This window comes from Vibrio sp. 1078-1 (genome assembly GCF_033340475.1).
The window spans coordinates 1-15,034 of sequence record NZ_JAWOWM010000016.1 but is presented as its reverse complement, the minus strand read 5'-3'; the positions used below and the strand labels follow the sequence as shown (position 1 = coordinate 15,034).

The following is a 15,034-nucleotide window of genomic DNA, read 5'->3' as shown; positions in this document are numbered from 1 at the left end:
GCAATAAAAAAGTCGAGCCAAGTGCTCGGCTTTTTTTTTAACTGAGGAAAATTCCATGTTAGAAAAACTCAGATCGGCAGTGCTCGGGGCAAACTCTCACAGTGAGCTACTTTCGGTCTTCAATACCTACTCCATATCCATCACACCTGAAAGCCTCAAAACCGCAAGCGCTCGCGTTAGAGCCAACGAATTAGCACAATCCATTCTTAAGCGCGTTAAAGGCGACTTTAGCAAAATCACTGAAGAGGAACGCGAACAGCTGCGCGACTATTCCGGTTGGGGCGGCATTGGTGGATCCACTAACGAGTATTACACCCCTAAATGGGTAGCAAGTGCCGTATGGGAAGCGATGAGCGCTTATGGCTTTAATGGTGGTTCCATCCTAGAACCAGCTGCGGGCGTGGGCGTATTCAGCGAAACCAAACCAGACAACGCGCTTATGACGTCCGTTGAGATGGATCCGACCAGTTCAGCGATAAACCAAATCCTTCACCCTGACGACAACGTGATTTCTAGCGGCTTTGAAGCCGTCGCCACGGACCCACACAACGGCAACTATGACGTTGTAACCGGGAACCCTCCATACGGCGACCGTTCAGACACGATTGCTGAAGATAGCGAATACAAAGACGTTAAGAAGAACGAGCAGTATTTTGTATTGCGCTCTATCGACAAGGCCAAACCGGGCGGTCTTATTGCTTTGGTCCTACCTACTCAAATTTGTGACAGTTCCAAGCTAAAACGCTTCAGAACGCGCACGGCCATGAAAGCAGAATTCCTTGGTGCGCACCGTTTACCTTCTGGCGTATTTGACGGCTCTAGTGTGGTTACGGACCTAGTTATCTGGCGCAAACACTCTGAAGATGCCGCAGAACGCATAGCGAATGCAGACAAGAATACATTGGTTGAATCTAATGTACTTTGGTCCGATTGGATTGATGGCCATTGGTTTGACCGAGAAGGCAAGCGATTCATCAACGGCACTCAAACTATCGGATTCCAAGGCCGCAAGCTGGTGGACCGTGGCGATCGCTCTAACGAGCAAATTGCTAGGGCACTCTCACACAGGTTTGAATCTCGCATCGAATGGGATCAGCTCGATACGGTTGAGCCAATCAGCGATAAGTACAGCGATGGCGATACCATTTTCCATAATGGTCAGCAGATGGAATACATCGCCGGGCAATGGCACCCGGTACACGTTACCGAGCAACAAAAGACGCTTGATATAGCCTCTTATGGCATTGAGCACATCGACGGAATTGGTGACGCCACCAGCACAACAAAAGCAATGAGCAAACTCACCGCAGAGCAAGCCATTGCACTCAATGACGACTATGGCCATCTATGCCATGGCGAATTTAAAACCATTGTCGCCAACATCAAAAAGCTACCCCCTCGCGCTCGAGAAAAAGCCTACAAGGGGATCTTGATTGGCAAACAAATCGAGCAGCTACAAAACGTTATTGAGTTAAGCCGAACAGACAACGAGCTATCTATCAATAATGATGAGGTTAGCGCACTACGCACCAAACTTAGCGCCGATGTGATGGCTATGCACATGCAGCATGGACGCAACCTACCCTCTGGCATCAAGGGCATTGACGACAAGCTCACTTCTCACTGGCTGCGCTACCAGAACTCAGTGAGCAAAGATGGCCAGCTTTCCGATCTGCTTACTGGTGAACTTACCGTTATCAAAGCGGAGCAATACGATATGTCGCGCATCGACGATGTATTGCATTTCTTTGAACACGACAAAGGAATGAGCTCTGTTCGTCTCACTGACATTCGAATGGCTTACCTCAATGAAGCCTCTCAACTAGACGACGACCAACTGACGAAACACCTAGCGGGAATGGAAAACGTTGCCGTAAATCGAGACGGTTCTTTCTCTCCAATGCGTGTGGCCACCAGCGGCAATGTCGCAGCCAAAAAACGCAACCTAAGCGAAGCGGTAGCCAATACCGACAGTGAAGTGCTGCGTGCGAACTACATCAAGCAGATAAACACCATTGATGAGAAGCGCAACACCATTCCAATTAACCAGATCAAAATGAAACTCACCGACAAGTGGATCCCTAAGCGAATCATGCTTGAGTTTCTTCATGACCAAGGTTACACGGAGTTTCAGCTAGGCCGCTTTGTGGTTGATGAGCAAGGCTTTGAAGACTTTGTTGCAGACGGCGACGGCGACACGTTCACCGGGTACCGCTGGCGAGATGGTAAGAAAGTTAGCTCTCAAGATGAAGCATTCGAACGCCAAGTAGAATCCTACCTAAACAATGGCTCTGTTCGTGGTGGCTCTGACAACGAACAAAAAGCGATTGTTCGTGAGCGCATGCGAAACCTAGATCGAGATTTTACGAACTGGTGTGCATCGAGCGTTTACGCTGACGAACTAGAAGGCGATTACAACGATGCTTTCAATGGTTGGATTGAACCGACATACGAGACGACAAGCATCGACCTCGAGGACGTTTCTGGTGCTATCAAGTTTATGCCTTACCAGAACGCGACTATCCGTAAGCACGCAGCTGACGGCAACGGTATTCTTGCTCTTGGTACCGGGTTAGGTAAAACGCTGACAGCCTTGGGTTTAGGCCAATATCTCATACAGCATAACAAGGCGAGTCGTATTGCTTATGTTATGCCGAAATCGGTACTCGATAACTGGTTGTTTGAGTCGGATATTTTCTTTGGTGAAGCCAACCTAAAAAACAAGGTGTTCATTGGCATCGAATTCGAGCGTGACGACGATGGCGCACTGGTTCGAGAGGTCGCACTCGATGAAGACGGGAACGAGAGAAAAGACGCGAAAGGCGACTTAATCAAACGCCCTAAAATCAAAGTAAACACCAACGGCAAGAAGATTGCCGAGCAGCTTCACGCACTGGCACAAAGCAGCGCTCAAATGGTCTTCATGACCAAGGACGTTTACAACTCTATTCCTTTGAAACCAGCCACGATCACCGAGAACGTGGAAAACATGGTGGATGCTGGCCTTGTCGCTGGTTCAAACAAGTACGCCAAGGAAGCGAAGACATACCGCGAAGCTCAGAAAAACGCGAAGTTTAAGCAGAAACACTCTGACGACGGCACGGCCAAAAAAGAAACCCTTCCCTACTTTGAAGACTTGCTATTCGACAGCGTAATTGTCGATGAAGGGCATGATTTCAGAAACAGCTACAAAATGGGCGGCTACGGCAACCGTCTTGCTTACTTGCCTAATGCAGCTCAGGCCAACCGTGCGCTTGATATGCAGATCAAGAACAACCACATCAAGAGCCGCAATGACGGGCGTGGCGTTTACATGCTAACAGCGACACCGACCGTGAATAGTCCGGTTGACCTGTTCAATATGCTATCCCAAGTGTTGCCACCTCAAACCCTAGCCGATATGGGTATTGTGGATGCCGACGACTTTATCCGTTTGTTTGGCCACACCGGGGAAACTGCCGTAACCAAGCTATCTGGTGAGGTGGATACTCGAGAGGCGCTACTTGGCTTCCAAAACCTCGATGCTCTGCGCTCTATCTTCCGACGTTACACCACCGCCATGAGCGCGGAAGACGTTCGCTCTGACGTCCATGTCCCAACGCTTAAATCAATGACCAACGTTGTTGAAATGAGCGATGAACAAAAGGAAGTGTATGAAGAGTTGCGCCAGCGTGCCGACGCTTTGAGCAATCCTGACGAGCCAGAAAACCAAGAAATCATTGAGCAGTACCCGAACGACTCAGTATTCAGCCTGATCCGAATGATGGACAAGGCCAATACCGATATGGACCTATATCACGGCGTCGTCACTTACCGATTCAACAAAGACGATAAGAGCAAGGTTGATGAAGTTGTTGATAAATTACCGAAGACGATCAAGGTCCGTCGAGAGAAATTGGACGACGAAGGCGAGCCAGTGCTTAACGCCGCCGGACAAGCGGTTACTGAAACTGTCGAGATTGAAGCTAACTACCAAATCAATACCGATGGCAAATTCCTTGAGCTAAAACTGGCTCAAGAGCTGGACGGGCAATTCTCTAAACTATGCAGCGATGCGGGCCTGAAATTCTCACACCCGGTATCACCAAAATACGCCAAGTTCCTAGAGACAGCCAAGGCAAGCTATCTGGCTGGTGGTAAGCAGCTAATCTTCACTGAAGAGAAGACGCAGCACGTTAAAATCGCTCGCATGGTGGCCGATTATATCGGTTGTGATATGTCTGAAATTGGCATTCTAAACAGTGACACGGTAGCGGGCAAAAAAGGCTCTAAAGCCACGGAAGATGATGAAGAGGCGGGCTTGGCTGCGCTTGAGAAGGCTTACAACTCAAGTAAATACAAGTTCATGATTCTTAACAAAAAAGGTGAAGTTGGCGTGAACCTGCACAGGGGCACCACTGATATTCACCACCTCACCCTTCCTTGGACTCCATCCAGCCTGACTCAGCGTAATGGCCGTGGTGCGCGTGTCGGCTCAAAAGCAGCAAACGTCAATGTCCATTACTACGCTGGCAAAGGATCATTTGACCAGTTCCGTATCGAGACTATCGAGCGTAAAGCGCGATGGATTCAGGACTTGTTTTCTGGTGACGAAAGCTATGTTGAAAACGGCAGTGCTGACGATGGCAGCGAAACCTCAATCATGCTGGCAGCGGATCCAGAACTGGCGAAAGCACGTATCGAGCAAGCACGCATCGAGCGCGAACGCCGAATTAAACGCGAAGAGCAGCGACAAGCCGCGATTAACGTAAGCAAGTACGTTCAGGCGTCCATTGCTGCAAACACGGACCTCGGTCCAATTCGCCAGCGCCTACAAGAGCTGGTGGAAGAGATCGAGACGCAAACCGAACGCACGAAAGATGCGGAAGAAAACGCGCAAGGCGAAAAACGAAACTCTTATGAATACCGACGCTTTAAGTCAGAAAAAGACTCGCTATTCCGTCTAACCAAGGAACGTGCAGAGCTTCAGAAAACCATCAAGCTATCTAACGAGGCGGGCAATGCAATCAAGCGACTGAAGTCAGTTATTGAGGCATCAGTCAAAGATGGCACGCTGGCGGGTTATGACGATATCACCACACACCCGGAGCTTTATGCTACGAAAAATGGCGTCGTTCTACGTAAGGGATTCACTTATCACGTTAACGTTCCAACTCATTATTGGAAAGAAGATGGCGAGCATGAGGAATACATTCTCACGCTATCAGAATTCAATCGTAATGAAGGCACCGCAACAGGCATTATTGTCAGCAAGCCAAACGAGCAGAACCCAACCGCGAGCGCGGGTAGCCGTAAATCAAACATCGCGTTTGAAAAGTGGTACCAGCTGGCCGATGTGAATCAGTCAGAGCAAGAGCTGGCATCTCGAATTGCAAGTGGTATCCCACTTAGTGCTATCCCGTCCACCATCGACCGGGAGACGTTCTTTGATTTCCACAAGCGCGGATTGTTGTCAAAGTATGGCCACCACAAAACCCCACTGGTTTACCTGACCAATGGGCGCGTGAAGCAACTTGATAGCATGGAGATCCCTGACGGCGCATTCTTGATTTACCCGGACCCAAGCGACGAGTCGTTGGTTAAAGCGCTTATCACCCAAGCAAGTGCCGATCTTGAAAATCGTGGGATAGTTACATTCTGCGAGCATGGAACAATCAAAGCGCTTGTTGGTGACGATTGGATGCAACAAGCACAATCGGGCGGGAACGTTGCAACACAAAGTGACGTTGTGGCCGCTGTACAAAACGCGATAAACACCGTTGAGCGTGATGAAGCAAACCAACCATATCTAGAATCAGATTTGATTGAAGCTGCGAGCTCTTACATGATATCGAGAATCAGAGTCGTTGAATGGGTACAGAATGAGTTAAACGCACTTGATTGGACGGGTTATTCAAACCGCGATCAAATCCGTGGTTATATTTCTGACGCGATGAAAGACTACCGCAGTGCATTCAAAGAACGTGGACGCATCAAGCGCCAAGAAGTCATTGATAAACTCTTTGCTGATTACATTGCTCTTGTTAAAAGCGACCCAAGCCGTAAAGAGCGACTAATTAAGCTGAATGAATCAATGCAGCGACGCAAGCGAAGTCATGACTTTATTAACGATATTGACGCGCTCTACCCTGACGATAATAGCGCGATTGTTTCAGCGTATGCAGACCTAACCGTCACGGAAAGGCACGCTCAACTGGAAGGTGGTGAGGTTCTACTCGCAACAGCCAGCTACTCGCGTCGAAACGCTTTAGACAAGTGGGATAGTGTGCGCCTAAATTACCGTAACTTGTTCGACCAAAAGATTGATGAGCTATACGGGGAGAAAGAGACGCCCGAGCTGGAACCGGTTATTACTGATCGCCAGAAGGAAAAAGTTGAACAAGTCTTATCGGTCGACTTTGAAGGCGTCGACACACTCAAGACGGAATTGGCGAAGATTGGTATTACTGTCCAGCCTGTTACCCAAGATTTATCTTGGAAGTACAAGCGCAAGACAATATCCATCAAAGCCTACGAAGGTATTGGGCTGCAAGATATCAATGAGAAGCAAGGCGCTCTGGCCAAGCTGCTTATGGGTAGAAAGAACGCAGACAATAAAGAAAAGTATGGAGCCAAGTTTAACAGCGACCCTAGCAATGATTTTGTTGGGGCTTGGTGGTTCATTGATTCTGAGAGCGATCTAGAATCGTTCTATCAAGATATCATGGCCGTAGCATAAGTGAAGAAAGGGAAAGTTTGGCATGCCAAACTTTCTCTATCCGAGGAAGTTTTATGATTACTAATATTGAATTGCCACCAGCTGAAGCTCTGGCACCATTAAGAGATGAAGCATTAGAAGGTACCACCGCCGGAGCATGGCTAAACAAGCAGTTGACGGCAATATCTACCCTACTCCAAAAGAATCCGCAGTCATACCGCAGTTACGGCCCGTACTGGTGGGCGGTTAAGTCTCTGCTTAAGGCAAGCGGCTTTGATTATGGTGAAGACGATGAGGCGATCACTCGAGAGCATTTTAACTACGATGATCCAGTTGATTTGATGTGTGCAGCATGGGCCTACCAGCAACACATCATTGATATGCAGATGCTAGGTTACAATATTCACCCGTTCACAATTGACGATGAACCCTTTGATTACTCGATAGAAGATACCGATTTGGAAGCAATGAAGTATCTTTAACGCCCAAGCAGGAATTAAACCTTAACTTGACTGTGTTCATTTAATTAATCATATTGGGTATAATTAAGCGTTGTTTGGGGGCTTTCGCCCCCGTTAGTTGACTAGCCGAATAGTGCTTGCACTATAACGGCGACGAGATTGATTATCGCTATAATCAGTTCAATTAAATTTACCATTTGTTCCCCTGATAAGGCTCATGGTTAAAGACAACGCACAAGGGTATTTGATGGCTGCAACCATCGTTTACCCGCATACACGGAGTGAAGCTTTCTAGTTAGCTCCGAACTTGGTAGGTAATTACATAATTAGTTATCTCCTAGTTAACTAAAGGTTGGGTTCTCTGGATCCAACCTTTTTTATGCCTATCATATCAGCATGGTTTTGCGGGCAGTAATCCGCCCCACCTGAGCCAGCACAAAAATCAAAGCAATCATAAACCACTCAAAACCAAATTGCGGTTTTTTCTGAAAAAAGCGACGTCTATCCATTCCGTGCCAAACTCGACAAAGCCAATATAAACCAACTGGACCTCAAATTCTGGCAAAAATGTCTGACAGATAGTTTCGGTGACTGTTTTGCATGATTCAGGTTTATCTTATTACTAGAAGGGGTTCGACGGCAAATAGAGTAGAAGTGATCTATATTACCTTTATGATTTGAATGAAATTTTTCGGATTGCCGTTGACTTAGTGGTTTTGAATTTCTAAGTTTTAGTCAAAGAAAAAAAACAAATGACTAATTTCTTAGCTCGTATCGCAGCTGGCTTAGCGATTTACAAGAAAGCCGACGAAGTTCCAGAAGAAAAAGTACAGAGCCTAACCGACCTCTTTAAATCCATTGGTTCCTGCTTGAAATGGCTTGCTATATGGCAGTTTGTTTTTAGCGTTGCTGATATTGCCGATTCCATTACGTTGATGAGTAATGCCATCATGATAGTGATCCAATATTTCTTTGGGAACTCTGCTTAACATGCAGTAATGGAACGCCATTGAGACACTTGATGGCGTTTCTACCCATATAGACTACACCCCATAAATGGGAAACGTGTCACGATTTACCCATTTAGACTACACCCCATTTAAACTACACCACCCTATCAACCCTTATGGAATAAGGCTTTACCTCTTAATCAAGGACTTTGATAATCACACGTTATTCCTGGTCCTATCGCCCATTTAGACTACACCTAAAGCTTACCCATATAGACTACACCCCCCTCGGGAGCCCTTATATAGCAAGGGTTTCGGGCTAATGAGCTGGGCTTTTACGCCATTTTAGGCGCTACCCGTATAAACTACACCCATATAAACTACACCATGGCCAAAGCCTTACACGGCAAGGCTTTGGCGCAATTGGAGTACCAAAGAAAGCCTAATTTACCCGTTTAGACTACACCTTTTGAGTGTGCCAGTAGTTCTCTATCCCTTACATGGACCAAATACGCAGCCTCGCCGTTAAACTGGACCCACTCCCCTTTTAGGTACCCAATGGATTCAAGTTTTTCTATCGCCTTCTTGATACTGCGGTTCGCTTCTTTATTTGGCATGTTAAGCAGCAATCGCGCTCTCATGCGGCTCAAGGTTATTGGTAATGGATTTTGTGGTAGGCCAACGATGAACAGATACAGACATTGCGCCGTCTCTGACTTGGGGATTTTCTGCAACACATTGAGACTTACCAAGATTTGGTGATCGACTCGATACACTTCCCACAGCTCTTTATCACCAACAAGAGATACTACATCCTCGTCAAAGTCGTAGCTCGCCTTAAGTACAAGCGATGTAGATATGCTTTTCTTAGCATCCTTTCTTTTAAATCGGATGTTTTGGCCCTGCAAGCGCCCTAGAGAGGCTTCTATTTGAAGTCTAAGGTTTTTATCGATCCTTTTGCTTGGGTAGCCACAGAGCTTAACAAAGTCCGAAAATGGTAGGTTAATCGCGTCAGTGTCGTAGCCGTACTTAGAGAAGGCAAAGATAATACCGCACCATACTTTAAAATCGGTTTGAGGATTAAGCCTTTTACCCTCAATGATTACAGAGTCATACCCTTCGCTCTTGAATAACTCTAACGTGCGAAAGCTCTCCGTTATATCGTTGCTGACAATGGTTCCTTTGTGCTTGCCAACCGGGACAAATAGCGGCGTTCTCAACAAAACATTTGGCTGAACGGTGTCAGTTTTAGATATGTATAAACTCTCTTCAATGGAGTTAATGATTTGATTTGTTATGTTTTTTTCATCCACAGCTTTGTATTCCTTTGCCCATATAGACTACACCTGTTACCCATATAGACTACACCATTTACCCGAATTGACTACACCTTTTACCCATATAGGCTACACCACTTACCCAAATAGACTACACCCGATCAGTTCGTAAGCATTGAAAACAAAGGCTTGAGAGAGCGCACGGATCATTTTGGTTCTTTTTGGTCCATTAGGATCTTATTAGGTCAATGTTTGTGGATAAGTGGATAAGTAAAAATGCTTCATGGTTCATCGCATTAATGAGCAATAAAATGATGATTGAGCAATAAATGCGAATAAATCATTGAAATACGCTCAATGGTGAGTACAATGAAAAAATAACTACACACCAAACAACAGGTAAAAAAATAATGAGCGTAATCGAAGACTTAAGAACAGTTGGCCAACGAATGGTTAAAGAGCAATCTTCTTTAAAAGACTTGCTGGCCAAAGAGCGAGTGATGAATGTTACCGACGATACGGTAAATGGCGTAGACCGACTTATTTACAACCACTGCCTAAACAAAACGGATTTAGCAGCAAGCATTGGGATTGCTCGCAACACGCTAGTTAAATACCTTTCCGAGCTTGAAGAAAACAACGAAATCGCTGAACCAATCCAGCAAGGTAAGAACCACCTTTACTCTCGTCATGCCATACAAGAAATTATGGAGAAAATGGGGACGCCTAAATACTCGGATTATCATAACCCGGTTGTTATGTGTATCGAGAACCAAAAAGGCGGTACAGGCAAATCAAGCACCGCAACAACACTAGCGGTAGCAACGGCTCTAGATCTTAGCTTGAACGCTCGTGTTTGCTTGGTCGACCTTGACCCACAAGGCACATTAGCATCAAACCTGATACAAAATGCAGATTGCGAAAACTCATTAACCTTAACAGCTATAGATATCGTACTTGGCGAACAAGAAGCAGAAGGGGAGTTTTCTTACTATCGACAATCTGGTCACTCTGAAGAAGAGATCGTACTTGCTGCGCCTTTCTCTACACACCTTCCAAACCTAGATATTATTGCTTCACATCCAAATGATGAGCGATTTAACGATGAGATAGCTAAAGCTTCAGACGAGAAGGGCAAGCACCTTTACGAACGATTCCGTGACGTTCTGATCAGCAATCTCAAAAAAGAATATGACATTATCATTGTCGACTCGGCACCACACGACGCACCTATCGTTTGGGCTATTAACGAGTGTGCTGATGGCATTCTTATCCCTGTCATGCCAAATGAGTTTGACTTCTCATCAACATCAAACTTTATCGCCTCACTACCAGAGCGACTTGTAGATCTTCCTAGTCGTGGAGAAAACCTTAAGTGGTTCCGTGTTCTACCAGTTAATTACAATGCTAAAAGCATTTCCCAACGCAAAACACTTGATAAGTTAACTCGTACCGTTCAAGACAAGATGCTATCAACTCAAATTAACCGCTCTGAGCTTTTCCCTGCCGCTGCAAGTGCCGGGAGAACAGTTTTAGACGTCATGAAATCTGAAAAGATGGTGTCACCTAAACAATTCGACTTGGCCATTTCCTCGGTAGAAAGTGTGTACCGACAAATCAAGAGTGAAATTATTGCCCTAGCAGCGAAAGAGGTATAACGAGAATGGAACGTAAAAAGGTTACTGGCTTTGCGAACATGAACAAAAGAACGCTCGGCGGCAGTGAAAGCGCAAGAAGAGCGTACACATTAGCAAGCGGCAAAGTGGTTTATGGTATTCATACGGTTACACCGCACAGAGAGCTAAAAGAAAAAATATCAGTTCATCCGTTAAATCCAAGAATACAAGAAGATCTTTCTTTTGACGCATGCAGTGATATCGCACCAAAGATAGAACATGAAGGTGTACTAGAAAACGCAGTAACAATATTTAATGAGTCTACCGGGCGATGCGAAGTTATTGAAGGTAGTCGTCGCCTATGGTGTGCAGATAAATACGAAAAAGACTTTCCACACTGGAAGATTACCGCTGATATTTCAGATGAAGATATAGCAGCACTAATTAGCTCTTTCGAAATTAAGAAGCCAATTTCTTACAGAGAACGAGGCATTAAATATCCAGCTATCATGGCTGAAAACAACTTAAAAACAGTTGATGAGCTGGCGGCGTTCCTGAACAGAAAAAAAGAGACAACCAGAAAACTGCTACAAGCGGCAACAATTGACCCGCTATTGATTCATGCGTTTCCTGACTGTAATGGCATCCCAAACACCTTTTATGCAAAGTTAGCTAAGGTTGAAAAGGACGTAAACAAGAACAAGGTAGATCTCGCTGAGTTCATCAAAGAAGCATTATCAAGAGTCACAACCGATAATGAAGCGCCTTTGGCTAACAGACAAAAAGCGGTTATGGATTCACTAGAAGAACTACGTGCAGAAAAGTTTGACGCTGACAAGGCCAAGACGGAATCTAGAGACATCGTTACATTTGAAGACAAACGGAAAGCCGCAATCATTCAAACCAGCCCGGACAAGCGAACGACAACCTTTATTCTTAAAAGGCTAGCACCATCTCTAATTGAAGAAATTGAACAGTTAATAAAGAGCAAATCCGAGTAGTTTTAACAAACCTGCCCCCAAAACCATGGGGGTGGTTTCCCAAGAATCTACTTGATATGTAGTTTGCAAGCTACCTTGAACTAAAAGTAGTTCCAATTATTTAAAATCAAACCTTCTCCTACTTTTCATAAAATATCCTTTAAGCTACTCCGTTATGCTATAAACCTTGATAACAATCAAACCCCTTCATATTAAATCCCCCCCCTTATAAAATTACCAAGAAAAATAATATATATATTTTTACTTTACATATGAATAATAAGTAAAAATCAATTTAAAAACATTAGAACATCGGACCAGTTAAGTGTTTTATCTAATTTTTCTCATTCTGAGAATCACAATGACAAATATCAACAAATAAATATTAAATAATTTCTCATAATAAAAGTTATAAAACGTATCTTCCTGATATTTAAGGATTTAAAAAACTGGCGCGCTAAGTGCTTAAGTACAGTAAAAGGGAGATTTAATATGAAGAACTCGATATCTACTTTAATTCTATCTTTACTAGCAACTGGATGCTCAAACGGACTTAAATATGAATCCGATATAGTAGAACCTTATTTTAGTAGTCCAGTACTTACAAATGAAACTCCATATTCAAAGTGCTTATCGAGTCTATCTAATATTAAAGCCGATAAGTTACCAGTTTTCACAGTTGGTCAAGTAGTTGATAAAACAGGCCAGCTATCTTATTCAACATTCAACGACAGCACCGCCTTATCTCAAGGCGTATCAGAAATGATAATAAGTGCCTTATACAAAACAAAGCGCGTTGTTTTAACAGAAAGATTAGACATTAGAGTCCCTATAGCGGAACAGCAGCTATACGAAAATGGGGCCTTCAAGGGTGAAACCAAAAAGTTATCCGCTATCCCCGCTAACTTTGTGGTTCTAGGCGCTCTGACTGAACTGAATTATAACATTCTTTCAGATGGAGCAAGGTTATATATTGGATTAATCGGAGGTGGAGTAAGAAGAGCAGTCATTAATGTAGGCATTGATCTGAGGTTGGTTGATGTAAGGACGTTACAAACAATTTATGTCAGTAGCCTACAGAAGCAAGTTATTGGATTTGAGGTAGAAACTGGGGTCTATCGTTTCTTCGACAACCAGTTGGTCGAGTTTGACGCTGGCAGCGTTAAAAATGAACCCCTTCAGCTAGGCGTACGTTCGGTCATAGAAATTGCCGTGTACAACATGCTTGTGGAAGGCCTCAAGTTTCCACTAACGGACGAGAGCGACAATTGTAAAGTGATTAATCAGTCATTTAAGGAAATATTATGAAAACTGTAAAAATCAATAAAGTAGCACTATCTTTAGGTCTTTTTGGTCTTGTTAGCTTTGGAGCGAACGCGTTTGATGTCGTATATTGGGAGTGGAATGCTTCCGTTGACACAACCGTAACTCAAACAATTAGTGCCAATACTGATGTGACACCGACAGGACTTACAATGGTTGAAAACGAGCAGGATATGGTCGGTAGTGTATTAGCTACAAGCTCAATCATCGGTGCCGAGAATATCTCGCTCGACCCACTACTTGGTGGCCAAACGAGTGTAGAAAGTACTGCGACCGCTGTAGGTAACAACGCAAGCATCAGTTCAGATGTCCAAATGGATATCGACTCTAGTCAAAGCTTTGCTGGGGACGATTTACTCCTTATCGGCAACATTAATGCTACCTCTTCTGTATTAGGCACTATTAATGCTTCCGTAGATAGCGCTGCTACCGCTGTTGCCAACAATATGTCGATGGATTTGACCACCACATCAGATCAAGATGCATTTATGCTGGCGAACAATGTTCAGTCATCTTCTGCAAACATCAACTCGCTATCTACTGTTGATGTTGCATTAACAACCGATTACTCAGGTACAGACCCTTTTGTTAGCTCTTCTGCAACCTCAGTCGGTAACAACTTAGATGTAAAAGTAGATGGTATCAACTAAACTGACTAAATAGGTGCCGCGAGATAACTTTTCTCGCGGCTCTACAAGGAGTTACTATGTATAAGCTGACCACTTTTTTTCTTTTGACTCTAGTTTCTGTTTCTATCAACGCTAGACCTCAAGACCCTGTTAGAGGTCCACACCCTTACGACTTTCCTGCGCGTAATGCTCAAACCTCTCTGGTGTTACAAGAAAATAGAGATAGAAATAGAAATTCTGGAGCCAAACACCACGGTGTTCTAGGTGGTGATATGAGCGCTGGTGTCATTATTAATAACACTACAATTGCAGCAGGCAACTGGCAGCAGATTGAAATGACCCTCGGTGATGGCTCTGAGGGAATGATCATGTCTGAGTCTCACCAAGATAATACAGGTGACAGCCAAGCAAATAGCCAAGTAAGTAATAACTCAGAATCACTATCAAACAAACAATCGTCAGATGAGCAATGAGATCGAGGAAACCGTCATGAGAAATGTAATTGAGCTTGAATTATACGAGCCGCTTTTAGACGAAAAAGTACTCAAGAGGCTAATTAAAGATACTGATCTTGAAACCGTTGAACTTGCTATCGACAGTTATTTGAAAGAGTCGATGACGAGAATTGAAAAGATACACCTAGCATTTGATAACAACGATCTAGATACATTAGAGCTTGAACTGCACACATTAGGTAACATTGCTTTAACGTTTGGTAACAAGCGCTTAGCCCGCATAGTTATGGATACGGAAAACTGTCTAAGGATAGAGAATAATTTGGAAGCCCAAAAACGTCTAAGAGCATTACCATCAGTCGCTCAGAAATCTTTCAATACTTTAATTCAGATGCGCTGCAGTAACTTTAGTTAGTTTTTAAACAGCCAACTGCACGGGCTCATATTAATAATTCAACTTACGTGGGAGTCCTAAAACAGCCACAGGCCGACAGAAAAACCATGGGGGTGGTTTCCCAAAACAGCCACGGCCCACATAAAAACCATGGGGGTGGTTTCCCAAAACAGCTACGGCCCACATAAAAACCATGGGGGTGGTTTCCCAAAACAGCTACGGCCGACACAAAAACCATGGGGGTGGTTTCCC

At 44.4% G+C, this 15,034-nt stretch carries 11 protein-coding genes; 9 read left to right on the top strand and 2 right to left on the bottom strand.

The genetic code is table 11. The annotated features are described in order from the left end of the window. Positions 1-55 precede the first annotated feature (55 nt). Positions 56-6,718 (top strand): SNF2-related protein, encoded by a 6,663-nt coding sequence (locus tag R7190_RS21310; RefSeq protein ID WP_171345045.1) that lies wholly within the window; start codon positions 56-58, stop codon positions 6,716-6,718. A gap of 53 nt (positions 6,719-6,771) precedes the next feature. Continuing rightward, the gene (locus R7190_RS21305; RefSeq protein ID WP_171345046.1) at positions 6,772-7,179 is read left to right on the top strand and encodes a hypothetical protein; all 408 of its coding nucleotides are present in this window, start codon (positions 6,772-6,774) and stop codon (positions 7,177-7,179) included. Between the two features lie 365 nt (positions 7,180-7,544). Here the strand turns inward: R7190_RS21305 and R7190_RS21300 are convergent, their stop codons facing one another. Further along, a complete protein-coding gene (locus R7190_RS21300) occupies positions 7,545-7,667 on the bottom strand; it encodes a hypothetical protein (protein WP_318137595.1) in 123 nt (40 codons plus the stop codon). Between the two features lie 243 nt (positions 7,668-7,910). On the opposite strand from R7190_RS21300, the gene R7190_RS21295 reads away from it, so the two are divergent. Continuing rightward, positions 7,911-8,147: a hypothetical protein gene (locus R7190_RS21295; protein WP_171345047.1), complete on the top strand. Its 237-nt coding sequence runs from the start codon at positions 7,911-7,913 to the stop codon at positions 8,145-8,147. 416 nt (positions 8,148-8,563) lie between these two features. Here the strand turns inward: R7190_RS21295 and R7190_RS21290 are convergent, their stop codons facing one another. After that, positions 8,564-9,421 (bottom strand): RepB family plasmid replication initiator protein, encoded by an 858-nt coding sequence (locus tag R7190_RS21290; protein WP_238959149.1) that lies wholly within the window; start codon positions 9,419-9,421, stop codon positions 8,564-8,566. A gap of 374 nt (positions 9,422-9,795) precedes the next feature. Here R7190_RS21290 and R7190_RS21285 point away from each other — a divergent pair, with 374 nt between their 5' ends. From R7190_RS21285 to R7190_RS21260, 6 genes are all read left to right on the top strand, one after another. Continuing rightward, on the top strand, positions 9,796-11,043 hold the full coding sequence (locus tag R7190_RS21285) for a ParA family protein (protein WP_171345048.1): 1,248 nt from the start codon (positions 9,796-9,798) through the stop codon (positions 11,041-11,043). Positions 11,044-11,048: 5 nt separating this feature from the next. Then, positions 11,049-12,002 carry a ParB N-terminal domain-containing protein gene (locus R7190_RS21280; RefSeq protein ID WP_171345049.1) on the top strand — a complete coding sequence of 318 codons (954 nt, stop codon included), beginning with the start codon at positions 11,049-11,051 and terminating at the stop codon, positions 12,000-12,002. Between the two features lie 471 nt (positions 12,003-12,473). Next, positions 12,474-13,289: a CsgG/HfaB family protein gene (locus R7190_RS21275; protein WP_017634036.1), complete on the top strand. Its 816-nt coding sequence runs from the start codon at positions 12,474-12,476 to the stop codon at positions 13,287-13,289. Beyond that, positions 13,286-13,954: a hypothetical protein gene (locus R7190_RS21270; protein WP_158174283.1), complete on the top strand. Its 669-nt coding sequence runs from the start codon at positions 13,286-13,288 to the stop codon at positions 13,952-13,954. The genes R7190_RS21275 and R7190_RS21270 overlap by 4 nt, the downstream gene beginning before the upstream one ends. A 56-nt stretch (positions 13,955-14,010) precedes the next feature. Then, complete coding sequence (locus tag R7190_RS21265; RefSeq protein WP_017634038.1) at positions 14,011-14,406, top strand: hypothetical protein; 396 nt, start codon at positions 14,011-14,013, stop codon at positions 14,404-14,406. 16 nt (positions 14,407-14,422) lie between these two features. After that, positions 14,423-14,803, top strand: coding sequence for an Hpt domain-containing protein (locus R7190_RS21260; RefSeq protein ID WP_171345050.1), 381 nt, complete (start codon positions 14,423-14,425; stop codon positions 14,801-14,803). Positions 14,804-15,034: the final 231 nt, after the last annotated feature.

What these genes read in the sequence shown, in the direction of transcription:
- R7190_RS21310 (WP_171345045.1), top strand. Translation starts at nt 56, where the DNA reads ATGTTAGAAAAACTCAGATCGGCAGTGCTCGGGGCAAACTCTCACAGT.
- R7190_RS21305 (WP_171345046.1), top strand. Translation starts at nt 6,772, where the DNA reads ATGATTACTAATATTGAATTGCCACCAGCTGAAGCTCTGGCACCATTA.
- R7190_RS21300 (WP_318137595.1), bottom strand. Translation starts at nt 7,667, where the DNA reads ATGGATAGACGTCGCTTTTTTCAGAAAAAACCGCAATTTGGTTTTGAG.
- R7190_RS21295 (WP_171345047.1), top strand. Translation starts at nt 7,911, where the DNA reads ATGACTAATTTCTTAGCTCGTATCGCAGCTGGCTTAGCGATTTACAAG.
- R7190_RS21285 (WP_171345048.1), top strand. Translation starts at nt 9,796, where the DNA reads ATGAGCGTAATCGAAGACTTAAGAACAGTTGGCCAACGAATGGTTAAA.
- R7190_RS21280 (WP_171345049.1), top strand. Translation starts at nt 11,049, where the DNA reads ATGGAACGTAAAAAGGTTACTGGCTTTGCGAACATGAACAAAAGAACG.
- R7190_RS21275 (WP_017634036.1), top strand. Translation starts at nt 12,474, where the DNA reads ATGAAGAACTCGATATCTACTTTAATTCTATCTTTACTAGCAACTGGA.
- R7190_RS21270 (WP_158174283.1), top strand. Translation starts at nt 13,286, where the DNA reads ATGAAAACTGTAAAAATCAATAAAGTAGCACTATCTTTAGGTCTTTTT.
- R7190_RS21265 (WP_017634038.1), top strand. Translation starts at nt 14,011, where the DNA reads ATGTATAAGCTGACCACTTTTTTTCTTTTGACTCTAGTTTCTGTTTCT.
- R7190_RS21260 (WP_171345050.1), top strand. Translation starts at nt 14,423, where the DNA reads ATGAGAAATGTAATTGAGCTTGAATTATACGAGCCGCTTTTAGACGAA.